This window comes from Pseudomonas sp. WS 5078, assembly GCF_012985745.1.
In the GTDB taxonomy this organism is placed as follows: domain Bacteria; phylum Pseudomonadota; class Gammaproteobacteria; order Pseudomonadales; family Pseudomonadaceae; genus Aquipseudomonas; species Aquipseudomonas lundensis_A.
In genome coordinates this window covers 223,751-240,385 of the sequence record NZ_JAAQWX010000004.1, presented here as the reverse complement: position 1 = coordinate 240,385, position 16,635 = coordinate 223,751, and the positions used below count along the sequence as shown (strand labels likewise).

The 16,635-nt window shown below is 60.6% G+C and carries 16 protein-coding genes; 9 read left to right on the top strand and 7 right to left on the bottom strand.

The window, feature by feature from the left end:
- The first annotated feature begins 116 nt into the window (after positions 1-116).
- Positions 117-1,016: a lipid A hydroxylase LpxO gene (gene lpxO, locus HBN68_RS08365; RefSeq protein ID WP_094994453.1), complete on the top strand. Its 900-nt coding sequence runs from the start codon at positions 117-119 to the stop codon at positions 1,014-1,016.
- A gap of 225 nt (positions 1,017-1,241) precedes the next feature.
- The gene (locus tag HBN68_RS08360) at positions 1,242-1,787 is read left to right on the top strand and encodes a histidine phosphatase family protein (RefSeq protein WP_094994454.1); all 546 of its coding nucleotides are present in this window, start codon (positions 1,242-1,244) and stop codon (positions 1,785-1,787) included.
- A gap of 39 nt (positions 1,788-1,826) precedes the next feature.
- On the opposite strand, the gene bkdR is transcribed toward HBN68_RS08360, so the two are convergent.
- Positions 1,827-2,318 (bottom strand): Bkd operon transcriptional regulator BkdR, encoded by a 492-nt coding sequence (gene bkdR, locus HBN68_RS08355; protein ID WP_094994455.1) that lies wholly within the window; start codon positions 2,316-2,318, stop codon positions 1,827-1,829.
- Positions 2,319-2,525: 207 nt separating this feature from the next.
- On the opposite strand from bkdR, the gene HBN68_RS08350 reads away from it, so the two are divergent.
- From HBN68_RS08350 to lpdA, 4 genes are read left to right on the top strand one after another with little or no spacing between them, the layout of a single operon-like run.
- A complete protein-coding gene (locus HBN68_RS08350) occupies positions 2,526-3,761 on the top strand; it encodes a 3-methyl-2-oxobutanoate dehydrogenase (2-methylpropanoyl-transferring) subunit alpha (protein WP_169963421.1) in 1,236 nt (411 codons plus the stop codon).
- A gap of 4 nt (positions 3,762-3,765) precedes the next feature.
- Positions 3,766-4,821 carry an alpha-ketoacid dehydrogenase subunit beta gene (locus HBN68_RS08345; RefSeq protein WP_094994457.1) on the top strand — a complete coding sequence of 352 codons (1,056 nt, stop codon included), beginning with the start codon at positions 3,766-3,768 and terminating at the stop codon, positions 4,819-4,821.
- Positions 4,822-6,102: a dihydrolipoamide acetyltransferase family protein gene (locus HBN68_RS08340; protein ID WP_169963423.1), complete on the top strand. Its 1,281-nt coding sequence runs from the start codon at positions 4,822-4,824 to the stop codon at positions 6,100-6,102.
- 2 nt (positions 6,103-6,104) lie between these two features.
- On the top strand, positions 6,105-7,493 hold the full coding sequence (gene lpdA, locus HBN68_RS08335) for a dihydrolipoyl dehydrogenase (protein WP_169963425.1): 1,389 nt from the start codon (positions 6,105-6,107) through the stop codon (positions 7,491-7,493).
- A 55-nt stretch (positions 7,494-7,548) separates the two neighbouring features.
- Here the strand turns inward: lpdA and HBN68_RS08330 are convergent, their stop codons facing one another.
- Positions 7,549-9,192 carry an AarF/UbiB family protein gene (locus HBN68_RS08330; protein ID WP_169963427.1) on the bottom strand — a complete coding sequence of 548 codons (1,644 nt, stop codon included), beginning with the start codon at positions 9,190-9,192 and terminating at the stop codon, positions 7,549-7,551.
- 185 nt (positions 9,193-9,377) lie between these two features.
- Here HBN68_RS08330 and HBN68_RS08325 point away from each other — a divergent pair, with 185 nt between their 5' ends.
- Positions 9,378-10,763: a uracil-xanthine permease family protein gene (locus HBN68_RS08325; protein ID WP_169963429.1), complete on the top strand. Its 1,386-nt coding sequence runs from the start codon at positions 9,378-9,380 to the stop codon at positions 10,761-10,763.
- 153 nt (positions 10,764-10,916) lie between these two features.
- Positions 10,917-11,165, top strand: coding sequence for a transcriptional regulator (locus HBN68_RS08320; protein ID WP_094994462.1), 249 nt, complete (start codon positions 10,917-10,919; stop codon positions 11,163-11,165).
- A gap of 6 nt (positions 11,166-11,171) precedes the next feature.
- On the opposite strand, the gene HBN68_RS08315 is transcribed toward HBN68_RS08320, so the two are convergent.
- The 5 genes from HBN68_RS08315 to HBN68_RS08295 are packed head-to-tail and all read right to left on the bottom strand — an operon-like array spanning position 11,172 to position 15,603.
- Complete coding sequence (locus HBN68_RS08315) at positions 11,172-11,942, bottom strand: ABC transporter permease (RefSeq protein WP_094994463.1); 771 nt, start codon at positions 11,940-11,942, stop codon at positions 11,172-11,174.
- Positions 11,939-13,138: an ABC transporter substrate-binding protein gene (locus tag HBN68_RS08310; RefSeq protein ID WP_169963431.1), complete on the bottom strand. Its 1,200-nt coding sequence runs from the start codon at positions 13,136-13,138 to the stop codon at positions 11,939-11,941. Before HBN68_RS08310 ends, HBN68_RS08315 begins: the two co-directional genes overlap by 4 nt.
- On the bottom strand, positions 13,104-13,946 hold the full coding sequence (locus HBN68_RS08305; RefSeq protein ID WP_169963434.1) for an ABC transporter ATP-binding protein: 843 nt from the start codon (positions 13,944-13,946) through the stop codon (positions 13,104-13,106). Before HBN68_RS08305 ends, HBN68_RS08310 begins: the two co-directional genes overlap by 35 nt.
- The gene (locus HBN68_RS08300; protein ID WP_169963436.1) at positions 13,946-15,013 is read right to left on the bottom strand and encodes an acyl-CoA dehydrogenase family protein; all 1,068 of its coding nucleotides are present in this window, start codon (positions 15,011-15,013) and stop codon (positions 13,946-13,948) included. The genes HBN68_RS08305 and HBN68_RS08300 overlap by 1 nt, the downstream gene beginning before the upstream one ends.
- 32 nt (positions 15,014-15,045) lie before the next feature.
- A complete protein-coding gene (locus tag HBN68_RS08295; protein WP_094994467.1) occupies positions 15,046-15,603 on the bottom strand; it encodes a carboxymuconolactone decarboxylase family protein in 558 nt (185 codons plus the stop codon).
- Positions 15,604-15,704: 101 nt separating this feature from the next.
- Here HBN68_RS08295 and HBN68_RS08290 point away from each other — a divergent pair, with 101 nt between their 5' ends.
- Positions 15,705-16,616: an AraC family transcriptional regulator gene (locus tag HBN68_RS08290; RefSeq protein WP_094994468.1), complete on the top strand. Its 912-nt coding sequence runs from the start codon at positions 15,705-15,707 to the stop codon at positions 16,614-16,616.
- Positions 16,617-16,635: the final 19 nt, after the last annotated feature.

Sequence of the window (16,635 nt, the reverse complement as noted above, 5' to 3'; positions counted from 1 at the left end):
TTAACCTTGCCCTTTGACTTCCCTCCTACAGCACCAACCTTCGGAAAACGCTTACGTTTCCCGAGCCATTTGCGTGCTAACAGGGCGGCGTTTTCTCTCGACTTGTGACGATACTCTTGAAACTCATCATTATTGCTGTCTACGTTTTGTCCATCGCATATGTCCACTTGCGGGGCAAGGTTCGGCATAAGCTGAGCCGTCAATTAAGCGACCACTCCACCTTCCTGGCGCCGATCAACTGCTTTCTGTATTTGTTCTCCAAAGTGCCCGCTCAGCCTTATCTCAAGCCTGCGGACTTTCCAGAACTGCAGCCTTTGCAAGATCACTGGGAAGAAATACGCGAAGAAGCGCGCAAGCTGATGCAGGCAGGCGAAATCAAACGCTCTGAGCAACCGAATGACGTGGGGTTCAACTCGTTTTTCAAAACCGGCTGGAAGCGCTTCTACCTCAAATGGTACGGCGACAATCACCCGTCGGCGGTCGAGCTGTGCCCGCGCACCATCGAACTGCTTAATGGCATTGGCACGATCAAGGCCGCCATGTTTGCTGAGTTACCGCCCGGCTCGAAACTGGTGCGTCACCGCGACCCTTATGCGGGTTCGTTGCGTTACCACTTGGGCCTGGACACGCCTAACGATCCGGATTGCTACATCAATGTCGACGGCCAGAATTATGCGTGGCGGGACGGTGAAGGCGTGATGTTTGATGAAACCTTTATCCACTACGCCGAAAACAAAACCGACAAAAACCGCATCATTCTGTTCTGCGACGTTGAGCGCCCGATGAAGTACCGCTGGGCGGCTGCGTTCAACCAATGGTTCAGCCGCACGGTCATGGCCTCCGCCAGCTCGCCAAACGACGCCAATGACAAGGTCGGCGGCCTCAACCGTGCATTTACCAAGCTGTACAAGATCCGACTGCGCGGCAAGGAACTGAAAAAACGCAACCGCACCCGCTATTACCTGGAGAAATGGGCCATTTTCGGGGGGCTGCTGGCGTTGTTCCTGCTTATCTGACCCGCTAACCGATGCCCCAAAACGCGTAGTCGCTCATCTGCCTGGCGGCTACGCGGCGCTGCCCCCTCATGACGCACGCATCCAGTCTTGCTCCGAACCTTGCGCTAATCAGCCATCATGGCAATGCGCCTTGAGTTGCCAGGGCGCGCCCATATACTCACCTGCATCCGATTGAAGAACCGCCGTTGCAGGCGATTGTGTGACAGAACGCTGGAGGTCTGCACCATGCCCACTCGTCTCAGTCTTATTTGCCATGCCCGTACCGAGGCCCAGCGCCTGGGCCGGTTCCCGGAAGATGAACCGGCAGAAAGCAAAAGCTTGGAAAAGGCAGGGCAGTTGGCCACAGTGCTGAAAAAGCCGGTGCGGATTCTCTGCGCCCCTGAGATCCGAACCCTGCAAACCGCCCATGCCTTGGGCCGCGACATTGAGATCGTGCCTGCGCTTGAAGACTACGATTTTGGCGACTGGCGAGGCCAAAGCCTGTCAGAGCTGCAAGAAAGCTGCCCGCAAGCAGTGGCCAACTGGCTCAGCACTCCCTATGCCGCGCCGCACCATGGCGAGTCGGTGCAGGACCTCTGCTTGCGGGTCGGCACTTGGCTAGAGGGGTTCCGTGAGGAAGGCCATTTTGCCGTGGTCACACATCCGTTCGTGATCCGTGCCGCCATTTTGCACGCCTTGGCTGCCAGCACCGACTCGTTCAACTTCATTGACATAGAACCATTAGCCATCGTGGATTTGCGTTTTAACGAACGCTGGCGCCTGCGGTTCTGAGTTGAGATACATCGCGGCGGGTAGCCCCCCCCGCCCGACTCAGCGTTCTTCAAGCACCAACCCGCCCGGCGGCAACGGCAGCGCGGTTTTGTAACGCACTTGCTTGAGGGCAAAGCTGGAGCGGATGTTGGCAACACCCGGCACCTTGGTCAGGAAGTCCATCATGAAGCGCTCAAGCGCCTGAATGCTCGGCACCAGTACGCGAATCAGATAGTCGGGGTCCCCCGCCATCAAATAGCACTCCATCACTTCAGGCCGGTCCGAAATGGCAGCTTCGAAATGTTGCAGGGCCTCTTCCACCTGTTTCTCCAGGCTGACGTGAATGAACACGTTGACGTGCAGGCCCAGCATGTCGGCGTCGAGCAAAGTCACTTGCTCGCGAATCAACCCCTGCTCCTCCATCGCTTTGACCCGGTTGAAACACGGGGTGGGCGACAGGTTTACCGAGCGCGCAAGGTCCGCATTGGTGATGCGCGCGTTCTCCTGAAGGCTGTTGAGAATCCCGATATCCGTTCGATCCAGCTTGCGCATGAGACAAAACCACCTGTTTTTTATGTTTATGCAGAATTCTTATCCTTATTCGCTGTAAAGCACAACGAACTACAGATAAATATTCTTCACTGTCCGGAATATGATTGTTGTAGGACAAGATCTGGCGGTTCACCTGACATTTCTTGCATGCAGTACCTAGCTCCCGCGCCCTAATAAAACACGACAAGATCGAGCGTAGAGAAAGCCATGAATGAAGAATATGCACCACTGCGCCTGCACGTTCCTGAACCTTCCGGCCGTCCGGGCTGCAAGACCGATTTCAGCTACCTGCGTTTGACCGACGCCGGCCTGGTACGCAAGCCGCCCATCGATGTAGAACCGGCAGACACCGCCGACTTGGCCAAGGGCCTGATTCGCGTGCTCGATGATCAAGGCCAGGCCCTTGGTCCGTGGGCCGAAGGCGTTCCGATGCACGTGCTGCGTGCCGGCATGCGCGCCATGCTCAAAACCCGCATCTTTGACGCCCGCATGGTGGTCGCCCAGCGGCAGAAAAAAATGTCGTTTTACATGCAAAGCCTGGGCGAAGAAGCCATCGGCAGTGCTCAGGCGCTGGCACTGAACCTTGACGACATGTGCTTCCCCACCTATCGCCAGCAAAGCATCCTGATGGCCCGCGACGTGCCGTTGGTGGACCTGATCTGCCAGTTGCTGTCCAACGAGCGCGACCCACTCAAGGGCCGCCAGTTGCCAATCATGTATTCGGTACGCGACTACGGTTTCTTCAGTATTTCCGGGAACCTCGCCACCCAATTCGTACAGGCGGTGGGCTGGGGCATGGCGTCGGCCATCAAGGGTGATACCAAAATTGCTTCCGCCTGGATCGGCGACGGCGCTACCGCCGAATCCGATTTCCACACCGCCCTTACCTTCGCCCACGTATACCGCGCTCCGGTAATCCTCAACGTGGTGAATAACCAATGGGCCATTTCCACGTTCCAGGCCATCGCCGGGGGCGAATCCACGACCTTCGCCGGGCGTGGCGTGGGGTGCGGCATCGCTTCCCTGCGGGTCGACGGCAACGACTTCATCGCCGTCTACGCGGCCTCGGTATGGGCTGCTGAACGTGCCCGCCGCAATCTGGGCCCGACGCTGATCGAATGGGTCACCTATCGCGCAGGCCCGCATTCAACCTCTGATGACCCTTCCAAGTACCGCCCTGCGGATGACTGGAGCCACTTCCCGCTGGGTGATCCGATCATTCGCCTTAAACAGCACCTGATCGCCACGGGCAATTGGTCCGAAGAAGAACACGCGGCAGTCAGCGCCGAGCTCGAAGCCGAAATCATCGGCGCACAAAAGGAAGCCGAACGTTTCGGCACCCTGGCGGGCGGGCAGATGCCGAGCGCGGCGACGATTTTTGAGGACGTGTACAAGGACATGCCCGAGCACCTGCGTCGGCAACGTCAGCAATTGGGGTTATAACCAGATGAACGACAACAATAAAATTCAGATGGAGAACGCCGTGAGCACCAGCACCATGACGATGATCCAGGCCTTGCGCTCGGCCATGGACGTGATGCTTGAGCGCGACGATAACGTGGTGGTGTTTGGTCAGGACGTGGGCTACTTCGGCGGTGTATTCCGCTGCACCGAAGGCCTGCAGGCCAAATATGGCAAATCGCGGGTATTCGACGCGCCGATCTCCGAAAGCGGCATCGTCGGCGCAGCGGTCGGTATGGGGGCGTACGGCCTGCGCCCGGTGGCCGAGATCCAGTTTGCCGACTACTTCTACCCGGCGTCTGATCAAATCGTCTCCGAAGCTGCCCGTTTGCGTTACCGCTCGGCTGGCGAATTCATTGCGCCGATGACCCTGCGCATGCCCTGCGGCGGGGGAATTTACGGCGGCCAGACCCACAGCCAGAGCCCTGAAGCGATGTTCACCCAGGTCTGCGGCCTGCGCACGGTGATGCCGTCCAACCCCTACGACGCCAAAGGCCTGCTGATCGCCGCCATCGAAAACGATGACCCGGTGATTTTTCTCGAACCCAAGCGCCTGTACAACGGCCCGTTTGACGGTCACCACGAACGCCCCGTGACCCCATGGTCCAAACACGCCGCCAGCCTGGTACCGGACGGCTATTACACCGTTCCGCTGGACTGCGCAGCCATCGTGCGCCCCGGCACTGAAGTCACCATCCTCACCTACGGCACCACCGTGTATGTGGCGCAAGTCGCAGCTGAAGAAACCGGCATTGACGCCGAAGTCATTGACCTGCGCAGCCTGTGGCCACTGGACCTGGATGCCATCGTCAATTCCGTGAAAAAGACCCGCCGTTGCGTTGTCGTGCACGAGGCCACCCGCACGTGCGGCTTTGGCGCCGAACTGATCGCACTGGTTCAAGAGCACTGTTTCCATTACCTGGAAGCGCCAATCGAGCGTGTTACGGGCTGGGATACGCCCTACCCGCATGCACAGGAGTGGGCTTATTTCCCCGGCCCGGCGCGAGTGGGAGCAGCTTTGCAACGGGTTATGGAGGTCTGAATGGGTACGCACGTTATTAAGATGCCGGACATTGGCGAAGGCATTGCGCAAGTGGAACTGGTGGAATGGTTTGTCAAAGTCGGTGACATGGTCAGCGAAGATCAAGTGGTTGCCGACGTGATGACCGACAAAGCCACGGTGGATATTCCTTCGCCTGTGGCGGGCAAGGTGTTGGCACTGGGCGGCCAGCCCGGTGAAGTGATGGCCGTGGGCAGCGAACTGATTCGCATCGAAGTCGAAGGGGCTGGCAACCTGCGCGAAAGTGCCGCCGCCCCCGTCGAACCCGCCGCAGCACCAGCACCAGCAGCGGCAAAAGCTGCACCCCAGGCCCGGGTCGAAGTGGCCGCCGTGTCCGCCCCGCCTGCCCAACCTGCGGCGCGCCCGGCACCGGTCGCCCGTGAGGCCAATGAGCGTCCGCTGGCCTCGCCGGCAGTGCGTAAACGCGCGTGGGACGCCGGTATCGAATTGCGCTTCGTAATCGGCACCGGCCCCGCTGGCCGCGTGCTGCACGATGACCTGGACGCCTACTTGGCTCAGGACACACAGACCAGCCCTGCGCCCATGGCCGGTTACGCCAAACGCACCGACGAGCAACAGATTCCGGTCATCGGCCTGCGCCGCAAAATCGCTGAGCGCATGCAAGATGCCAAGCGCCGTGCCGCGCATTTCAGCTACGTCGAAGAAGTGGACGTGACGGCCCTCGAAGAACTGCGCGTCCAGCTCAACCAGAAATGGGGTGACAGCCGCGGCAAACTGACCCTGCTGCCCTTTCTCGTGCGGGCCATGGTGGTTGCACTGCGTGATTTCCCGCAGATCAACGTGCGTTATGACGATCAGGCACAGGTCATTACCCGCTTTGGCGCGGTGCACGTCGGGGTGGCGGCGCAAAGTGACAACGGCCTCATGGTCCCCGTGGTCAAGCACGCCGAAACCCTGACGCTGTGGGGCGCTTCGGATGAGATCACGCGACTGGCCACTGCCGTGCGCACTGGCAAGGCCGCCCGCGAAGACCTGTCGGGATCGACCATTACCCTGACCAGCCTCGGCGCGCTGGGCGGAATCGTCAGTACCCCGGTGGTCAACCTGCCGGAAGTGGCGATCATTGGCGTCAACCGCATCGTCGAACGCCCGGTGGTGGTCAAAGGCCAGATCGTGGTGCGCAAAATGATGAACCTCTCCAGCTCGTTCGACCACCGCGTGGTGGACGGCATGGACGCGGCGCTCTTTATCCAGGCCATGCGTGGCTTGCTCGAACAACCTGCCACCCTGTTTGTGGAGTGAACATGCAGCCAACTCAACACACCACGCTGCTGATTATCGGCGGCGGCCCCGGCGGTTACGTCGCTGCCATCCGCGCTGGCCAACTGGGCATTCCAACGGTCCTTATCGAAGGCCAGTCGCTGGGCGGAACGTGCCTGAATGTCGGCTGCATTCCGTCCAAAGCCTTGATTCACGTGGCCGAGCAGTTCCATACCTCGCAACGCTACAGTACGGGCAGTTCGCCGTTGGGTATCAAGACCACAGCCCCGACCCTCGACATCGATCAAAGCGTGCAATGGAAGAACGGCATCGTTGATCGCCTGACCACAGGCGTCGGCGCGTTGCTGAAAAAAAATGGCGTCAAGGTCATCCACGGCTGGGCGCGTATTCTGGATGGCAAGGCCGTTGAGGTGGACGGCCAGCGCCTGGAGTGCGAACACTTGCTGCTGGCCACCGGGTCGCAGACGGTTGATCTGCCGATACTGCCGATTGGCGGTGCCATTATTTCGTCCACCGAGGCCCTGAACCCGGCCAGTATTCCGAAGCGCCTGACCATCGTGGGGGCCGGCTACATCGGCCTCGAATTGGGGATTGCCTACCGCAAGCTGGGCGCCGAGGTCACGGTGGTGGAGGCCCGCGAGCGCATCCTGCCTACCTATGACATGGAGCTGACCCAACCTGTCGCTGAATCCCTCAAAGCATTGGGGATCACGTTGTATCTGGAGCACAGCGTGGAAGGTTTCCAGGCCAGCACCCGCACGTTGTCCATGCGCAATCGCATGGGCGAAAGCCAGACGTTGGAGACCGATCAGGTACTGGTGGCCGTTGGGCGTCGCCCGCGCACCCAGGGCTTCAACCTGGAAACCCTGGCATTGGCCATGAACGGCCCGGCGATCCGTGTCGACAACCGTTGCCAGACCAGCATGCGCAACGTGTGGGCGATTGGCGACCTGACCGGCGAACCGATGCTGGCCCACCGCGCCATGGCGCAGGGGGAAATGGTGGCCGAGCTCATCGCTGGCAAGCAACGTGAATTCAGCCCAGCGGCGATTGCCGCGGTGTGTTTCACCGATCCGGAAATCGTCGTGGTCGGTAAAACCCCGGCCGAGGCTGAGGCGGCAGGGCTGGACTGCCTCAGCGCCAGCTTCCCGTTCGCGGCCAATGGACGGGCCATGACCCTGGAATCCAAAACCGGTTTCGTGCGCGTCGTGGCACGGCGTGATAACCACTTGATTGTCGGCTGGCAGGCCGTCGGCGCCGGGGTGTCGGAGCTGTCGACGGCCTTTGGCCAATCCCTGGAAATGGGCGCGTGCCTGGAAGACATTGCCGGCACCATTCATGCGCACCCGACCTTGGGCGAGGCGGTGCAAGAAGCGGCCCTGCGCGCCTTGGGGCATGCGCTGCACGTGTAACACTTTGGCATGCACGAGGCTGCGTCCGGCGTCAACGGCGCGGCCTCGTGTGGCGTCAAGAGCCTTTGAATAAGCTCCACAAAAACGCCAGCAACCCGCCCAGCGTAGCAATCCCCGCCAGCCAGCCAATGGCCGAAAGCCCTTGCCACACGGGCCCCGCCGCCGCGATCTGAGGGCCAAAGGCGATCAACAGCGCACTGATCAACAGCGCCAGCGACAAACGCGTCGAAGCCAGGCGCAGCGACCGTTCCAGCTTTTCGACACCTGGCACATCGACTTTCAAGTCCAGCACCCCGTGCTTGAGGCGATGCACCATCAAGCGAGTCAGTTGCGGCAAGTCACCCAACACCCCCCGCCCTAACTCCAGCCCTTCTATTCCCAGGCGCCGGGCGACTTTCCAGCTGAGTTGCTCACGGAACATCTTCTGCACCGCAGGCTTGGCCGTCGCCACCAGGTCCAGCTCCGGATCCAGCCGGGTCAGCACGCCATCCGCTGTGATCAACGCCTTGAACAACACCAGCAGGTCCGGGGGCAACAGCAAGCGGTATTCGCGCATCACATCCAGAAAATCGGTAATCAGCGCGCTCATCTTCAAAGGTGGCCGGGTGTGCCGTGCCATGTATTGGCGCGCCGCGCGTTCGATCAGCGTCACGTCCTGCACCCGCTCGCCATTCCAGTCGATCAAGACCGAGATCAGGGTTTCGGTGCTGCCCTGGGTCAGAGCACGCATAAAGGTCATGACCTCCAGCCGCCGCCGCTCATCCAGGCGCCCGACCATGCCGAAGTCGATAAACCCGACACGATTGTCGCTCATGGCCCGCAGGTTGCCGGGGTGCGGGTCACCATGGAACAGACCATCCTCCAGCAACATTTTGATGAACGCTTTGGCCCCGCGTTGGGCCAACAAACCGGGGTCCAGGCCTTGGGCAATCAACGCCTCGCGCTCCAGCGGCGTAAAGCTGGGGAGAAATTCCTGCACCAGCAGGCGCTGACTGCTATAGGCCCAATGAATACGCGGGATCACGATGGCAGGATCGTGTTCAAAATGCTGGGCGACGCTGTCGCAATGCTGACCCTCCTGCGTGAAATCGAGTTCCTCAAGCATCGCCCGCGCCAGTTGGCGCACCATTTGGCGTGGCTGATACACCGCCAGTGCCTCATTTTGTTCAATTAACTGAGCGACGCTTTCCAGCAGTTGCAGGTCCGCCGTTATTTTGCCCCTCAACCCGGGACGCTGAACCTTGACCACCACCTCCTCGCCATTGTGCAAGCGCGCGCGGTACACCTGCGCCATTGAGGCCGCCGCCAGCGGATGAGTGTCGAACGCCGCAAACACCTCCTCCAGCGCGCCGCCCAAATCCTCAAGCACCTGCGCTTGCAGTGCCTCCCATGGCAAGGTCGCGACCTGACTGTGCAGCCCTTGCAGCTCCGTAACCCACGCCGGGGGCAGGATGTCGCTGCGGCTGGCCAGAATCTGCCCGCACTTGATAAAGGTCGGGCCCAGGGTCTCCAACGCCATGCGCACCCGCTGCGCGGTGCTGGCAGGCAGCGACTCGCCCGGTTCTGCGCTGACCTGAGTGAGCAAACGCCCGAGCCCCAGTCGCACCACCACGTCCTGCGCGCCAAAACGCACCAGCGTGGCAATGATCTGATGAAGGCGGCGGTGGTGTTTGAGGGCGGTCCAGGTGGGTTCAAGCATGGGCACGGGTCCTTGTTTCAGGGGGACTGACAGCCGGGGCGGCATTCTTTCGGACCGTCGGCGGGCCTAAACATTCGACTGATTAAAGCCCGCGACGGGTTCAATGCAACGCTTATGCACGCAAACGCTGGGCGTCATGGCACAAGACCAGTAGAATCGCGCTCTTTTTTCCAAGGGCGCTCGCCATGACCACTCCCAAAACGCCGCTTGAAGCCGAGTCCCAGAACAGCGATCTGGTCTTTGGCCTTGAGGACCGCCCCAAGCCGTGGATCGGCTTTCTGGCGGCCCTGCAACACTTGCTTGCCATCATCGTTCCGATCGTCACCCCCGGCCTGCTGATCTGTCAGGCACTGGGTGTGTCCAGCCGTGACACCAACTTGATCGTCTCCATGTCACTGGTGATCTCGGGGATCGCCACGTTTGTGCAGTGCAAACGCTTCGGCCCGTTCGGCGCCGGTTTGCTGATTGTGCAAGGCACCAGTTTCAACTTCGTCGGCCCGCTGATTGCGGGCGGCGCGTTGATGGTCAAACAAGGCACGCCCGTGGAAAGCGTAATGGCTGCAATTTTTGGCGTGGTGATTGCCGGTTCCTTCGTTGAAATGGGCATTTCGCGGGTCCTGCCCTTCGTCAAACGGATGATCACCCCGCTGGTGACTGGCATCGTGGTGCTAATGATCGGCCTGACGTTGATCAAGGTCGGCCTGATCAGCATGGGCGGCGGCTTTACCGCGATGGGCAATGGCACTTTTGCCAATGGCGAAAACCTCATGCTCTCGGGCGTGGTGCTGGCGATCATCGTGATCCTCAACCGCATCCCGCTGGTGTGGATGCGCAGTTGCGCGATTGTCATCGCACTGGCCGTGGGCTATGCGCTGGCAGGCTATCTGGGGCGTCTGGACTTTACCGGCATGCATCAGGCCGAGCTGTTTCAAGTGCCGGTGCCGCTGCATTTTGGCCTTGGGTTCTCGTGGGCGCTGTTCATTCCGATGCTGGTGATTTACCTCGTCACCTCGCTGGAAGCGATTGGCGATGTGACGGCCACCAGCAAAGTGTCGCGCCAGCCGGTTGAAGGCCCGCTGTGGATGCAGCGCATCAAGGGCGGCGTACTGGTCAACGGGGCCAACTCGCTGCTGGCCGGTATTTTCAATACGTTCCCCAGCTCGATCTTTGCCCAGAACAACGGCGTGATTCAGCTGACCGGCATTGCCAGCCGTCACATCGGTGTGTGGATCGCCGCCATGCTGATTCTGCTCGGCCTGTTCCCGAGCGTTGCCGGGGCAATTCAAGCAGTCCCCGAGCCTGTGCTGGGCGGTGCCGCCATGGTGATGTTTGGTGCAGTGGCCGCGTCGGGGATCAATATTTTGGCCAGTACCACGCTGGACCGGCGAGCCCTGCTGATCATCTCCGTGTCGCTGGCGCTGGGCCTGGGTGTATCGCAAGTGCCCGAGTTCCTGGCGCACATGCCAGCCTCCTTGCGCGACGTGCTGGAATCCGGTGTGGCGACGGGCGGTATTTGCGCCCTGCTGCTCAACTGGTTCCTGCCAGAGGCCGAGAAAAAACACCGCGTGTAAACACGGGCGACGGGCAGGATCGCTCACCGCGATCCTGCCCCTTCCTGGAACACCCTCGGCGCGATGGCTACAGGCCATGTTTCAACCCTTTTCCTCTTTCCCCACTTCTATTACTCTTTTTACATCCCACCGGTGCCTAGAACAGGCGACAAAATGAGTACATACGGAAAACGATTGCTACAGGAGCGCCTGCGCCTTCACCTCACGCAAAAGCAATTGGCCGCGGCCGGGGGCGTCGGTCGGCACGCGCAAAGCCTGTATGAACGCGACATGAGCCTGCCGCGCGCGCCTTATCTGGCGGCTATCACCCTGGTCGGCGTCGACGTGTTGTACATCCTGACTGGCCGTCACGCAGCGCCTCACAGAACCCCACCGGGCAACGGACTGCTCAGCGAACGTTGAGTGTTGTCAGGCTGCATGCACCCAGCGTCGATGCACGCCGCGAGCGATTGCATCGAGCGCAAACCCCAATACGCCAATCAGCAACACCATGGCCATCAGTTCCGAATAGGCCAGCCGATCACGCGTGTCGAGGATGAAATACCCCAACCCCGCACTCACCCCGAGCATTTCGCAGGGCACCAGTACGATCCACAAAATGCCGATTGAAAGCCGCACGCCGGTCAGCACATGCCCCACTACGCCGGGCAGGATCACCCGACGCAAGGTTTCCCGGCGTGTGGCACTCAAGCTGCGGCTCAGTTGCAGCCAACGCGGGTCCAGTTGGCGCACCCCGGCGATGGTGTTGAGCAAGATCGGCCATACCGCTGCAAAGGTCAGCAAGAAGTAAATGGGCTGATCGCCTACGCCCATCAGCATCACCACCACCGGCATCCACGACAGGGGCGAAATCATGCGCAAGAACTGAAAGGCTGGCGTAGTGGCAGCTTCCAGATTGCGCGAACCGCCAATCAGCAGCCCCAATGGCACACCGATCAATAACGCCATCACCAGACTGACGACGATACGCTTGAGGCTCACGCCAACGTTTTCATAGAGCTGAGCGCTGCCCAGTAACTCATACAGGCTGGCACATGTTGCCTGCGGCGAAAACCGGGCGGCCAAGCCTTGCTCGCTGCCCAACAGTTCGATGCCCAGCCACCAAACCAGCAACAGGCTTAACAGTCCTGCGCTACCCAGGAGCCACTGGCGTTTCGCAGAAGGCGCTGTCTTGTTCAAAAGCCAAACTCCTCGCTGCGCTCAAAACTGTCGGGCAAACCGAACGCCTTGAGCCCCCCCACGGCGGCGATGCTGTTTTTGACGAAGCGGTCGTCTACCAGATCGGTGGCCACGTGCTGGGGGTCAAGGCCCGCCAGAAATTGATTGTCGCCCTGAATCAGCGTGTGTTTAAGACGCGTGACCAGCGCTTCGGTGTAGCTGGCAAACGGATAAGGCTGGAAATCAATGCGCTGCTCATCCCACTCGCTGTGCTGGATCGCACCCTCGGCCTCATAGCGCGCACGATCACTGGCTGCGGGGGCCAGTACTTTTTGCAGCACAGCGCTGCTGTGCGGCGTATAGCGGTTATCACCGTCCTTGGCCAGCAATTGAGCTGCCGCCTGCCGGTTATCACGGGTCCAGAGTTGCGCCTTGACGATGGCGTTAACCACTTTTTGCGACCAGTCGGGGCGGTTGTTCAGGTCGTGCTCATGCATAAACACCACGCAGCACGCGTGATTGCGCCAGAGGTCGCCGGTAAAGCGCTGCACGCGGCCGACGTTCAAGTTTTCAGCCAATGCGTTGAACGGCTCGGCCACGATGTAACCGGCAATACGTTTTGTGGCCAGGGCGGGTGGCATATCGGAAGGTGGCATCACCACCAGGTTCACTTCATTGGCGGCCAGTGCGCTGCCCACCGGACGCGTCACAGGTTGCAGGCCGTTGTCGCGAAACAGTTGTTGCACCACAACGTTGTGAATCGAGTACCAGAACGGAATCGCAATGGATTGCCCGCCCAGTTGACTGACCGCCGTGATGTTGGGGGCCACGGTCAGCCCGGAACCGCCGACATGGTTCCAGGCCACGACTTTGGCGGGCACTTTGCTGCCGTAGCGCGCCCACACTGTCATCGGCGAGAGCAAGTGAATCACATTGACCTGCCCGGAGATAAACGCTTCGATCACCTGCGCCCAACTGCGCAGCAACACCGGGCGCTCGGCCTTGATGCCTTCGGCCTCGAACAAGCCGTTGTTGTGCGCGACTAACAGAGGGGTGGCATCGGTGATCGGCAGGTAACCGATGCGCACCGGCGCATCGGGTTCAGCCGCCGCACGCGCCTGTAAGCTGCTGAGCATCGGCAAGGCGCCTGCCGCGGTAAGCATCGCGCTGAGTTTTAAAATGTCACGCCGTGTGTGAGTGAAGTCGTCCAGGCACATGTGCTAGCTCCAGCGAGTCGGGTAAAGGTTCAGTGACAGAGGTGCGGCTCGCCCGCCGAAGAGTTTTGAGAATATCGATACGCAATGCACCCAGCTCATCGATGCGGTCTTCACGCGGCTGCGCGAGGTCGATGCGCCACTCGCCGACGGTCCGCGCCGGGCTGTGGCCCAGTAGCAGAATCCGGTCGCTGAGCAGCAGGGCTTCGTCAATATCGTGAGTAATCAACAGCGCCGCCGTGTTATGCCGCGCAATCACACGGAGCAACAACTGCTGCATGTCGGCGCGGGTGACTTCATCCAGCGCGCCAAACGGCTCGTCGAGCAGCAACACTTGAGGCTGACGCGCCAGGCAACGGGCCAGCGCCACACGCTGCGCCATACCGCCCGACAACTGGGCCGGGTACTGGCCCAACGCGTGCTGCAAGCCCACCTCAGCAATGGCCTGCTCGACCCGCGCCTTGCGCGTCGCGGCGGGCACGTTAGGCTGGCGCTCGAAATCCAGACCAAAAGCGACGTTGCTTTCAAGATTCAGCCAAGGCAACAGGCTTGGGTCCTGAAATGCCACCGCAACTCGAGGGTGGGGCGCAGTGACCGCCTCGCCCAGCAGCTTGACCGTGCCTGAATACGGGGATTGCAACCCCGCCAACACCCGCAACAGGCTGGATTTCCCCACCCCGCTGGGCCCCAGCACCGACACAATCTCCCCCGGCGCCAGTTGCAGGTCGAAACCCTCCAATACCGATTGCCACCCCTGCCCCAGGGCATACCCGAGGGTGATATCACGCGCCTCCAGCACGACCGGGCTCATCACGCGCTGACCTTGGCCTGACGCAGCAACTCGGCCCGCAGTTGCACCAGACTCGGGGTGACGATCGGCACAAACGCCGACTCGCGCCAGCGTCGGGCAAACGCGCTGCCATGGGCGCAGAGGTACGCTTTGCCGCCACTGGCTTGCAGCTCGAACTGGACCGCGCTGGCCGTGGCGTGGGCCAAGGCAATGCGGATGTTGAACAATGCTGCAGGGTTTGCCAGGAAGCGACCTTCCAGCAGGCCGCTTTTCAAGGCATCCACCTGCGCTTCCAAGTGCGTTTTTTGTTCATTCAACAGCTCAAGCAACCCGGAGCGCGGGCCTTGCAAGTGTGCTTCGGCCTCCTGCAACGAGCGCCGTGCCAAGCCGATCGACAGCCCGCATTGCAGGCCTAAAAACGCCGGGCGCACGGCAGGCAGAAAGACGCTGGCGTTGTCGTGCAACAGCCACTCTTGTGCGACCTGCACCGCCTGGAAATCCAGCGCGGCCGTGTTACTTGACTGCAACCCCATCAGCTCAAGGTCATCGGAACGCTTCACGCCCGGCAGACCATCCGGGATTGCCAGCACAAAAGGCGCGCCGCCCTCTTCACGCTCAACGGCCGCCGCGACCACAAACCCGCTTTTGCGCAAATTGGTGACCCAGTGCAAGCGACCGTCCAGCGCCCAGCCGTTGGTCTCGGCACGGGCGCGCACTTGCAGGGATTCGATCCCGGACAAAAATTTCATCGCGTTGGACAGCCCGGTTGCGCCCGCCAATTGGCCACTCAGCAAATCAGGCAGCAACCGGTCGCGCAGCCCGGTGTTCGGGCTGTGCAACAGGTATTCGATAAATGCGCGCTGGCCCCAAAACACAAACGCCGAGGCCAACGAATGGCTGGCGACACTGGCCATCACTTCCAGTGCGTCCGCCAGATTGCCGCCGGTGCCACCCAGCTGCGGGCTGATGCCGACCCGTAGCACATTGGCCGATGCCAGTTGCGACAGGACGTGTTGCGGGTCACTGTGGCCGAGATCAAGCGCCTCGGCTTCGGCATCCAGCCAATGACTCAGTACAGGGTCTAGCATGTCGATTTCTCCTTTAAATCGGGACCGCCGGATTACTCGGGACGTGTCCAGCTATAGCGCGCCAGTTCAGGGTTCAACGGGGTGCGGGCGAACACGTTGGCAAAATTGCACAGGGTCGCCAAACTTACGCCGAGAATGACTTCCAGCGCCTGGCCTTCAGTAAAACCGGCGGCCTTGAATTCGTTGTAAGTGGCGTCGCTGACGTCCCCGCGTTTGGCAATTACTTCGCGGGTGAAAGCGGCCAATGCTTCGAGGCGTTCTACAGGCAGTTCGGTTTGCCCACGCAGGGCACTGACGACGTCGTCGGGCAGTTTGGCCTTGTTCTGCGCTACGGCGGTATGACCTGCGACACAGAAGTCGCAACCATGGCGCGTTGCCGCGATCAATTGCACCACTTCCCTTTCTGGCAGGGTGAGCTCGGCCTTGCCATTGATGCCCGAAACCGTGACATAAGTCTCCAGCGCAGCCGGCGCATTGGCTAGAATCCCCAACAGGTTTGGAATGAACCCGGCATTTTTCTGCGCGGCGTCTAGAAAGGGCTTAGCCGCTTCGGGGGCAGAATCGAGGGTATGAAGCGTGACGCGAGACATGAAGTGACTCCTGCAAAAGGTGTCTGAACAGTCTGTTGGTTATAAAAATTTGATTCCATATTCTAAAGTAGCGATTACTTGCTTCTGAGTGTTTCCATTAGATGAATTCGTCCAGTCCACTGATCGATTGGTTATTAGAAAGCCTTGAGCTAGACGCCAGCCTGTTCCATGTCGGGCGCTATTGCGGTGGCTGGCACAGCAGCACCCAAGGACTGGCCCGCGCCAGTTTTCACGTGGTCGTGCAAGGGCATTGCTGGCTACACGTGGAAGGGCAGGCTCACGGTGTGCAACTGGATGGCGGGGACGCGCTGTTTTTGCTGCAAGACATCAACTACCGGCTTTCCAGCGCGAGTGACGCTGAGGTGGCCGCACAGTTGCCGCGTCAGACCATGCAAACACTCGATCCACGCGCAGAAGAAGGCGTCGGCTTGGTGTGCGGATTTTTTCACTTTCAGCCGGGCCTTTCTGACCTGATCCTCGAAGCCCTGCCCGCCTGGCTGATCCTGCGTGCCAACGACCCGTCCTCCAGCGCCGCGCGCAGCGTGTTCCAGTTGATCCTGGACGAGTGCGAGCGTGTCCCGGCCCCTTCTGCCACCTTGCTGGAGCGCTTGAGTCATTTGTTGTTTCTGTACGTGCTGCGTCAGCAAGTCAACCACAACCCCGACCTCGGGGGGCTGGTGGCACTGGCGCGCCAACCGGCATTCTCCAACCTGTTGCAACAATTGATCGAACACCCGGAGCAGCCGTGGACCCTTGAAAGCATGGCCGCTTGTACGGGTCTGTCGCGTTCGGCGTTTTTCAAGCGCTTCAGCGAACATGCCGGGCAATCGCCCGGGCACGTGTTGCTGGCCTTGCGCATGCGCCATGCTTGCCAGTTGCTGCAGAAGGACAATACCGTCGAACAAGCCTGCGCGGCAGTTGGTTATCAATCCATTGCAGCGTTCACCCGTGCGTTCACCAAGGCCATTGGCGTGCAACCGGGCGCCTATCGCAAACAACATGAACGCCGTTAATCCCTATTCGTTTACCCCC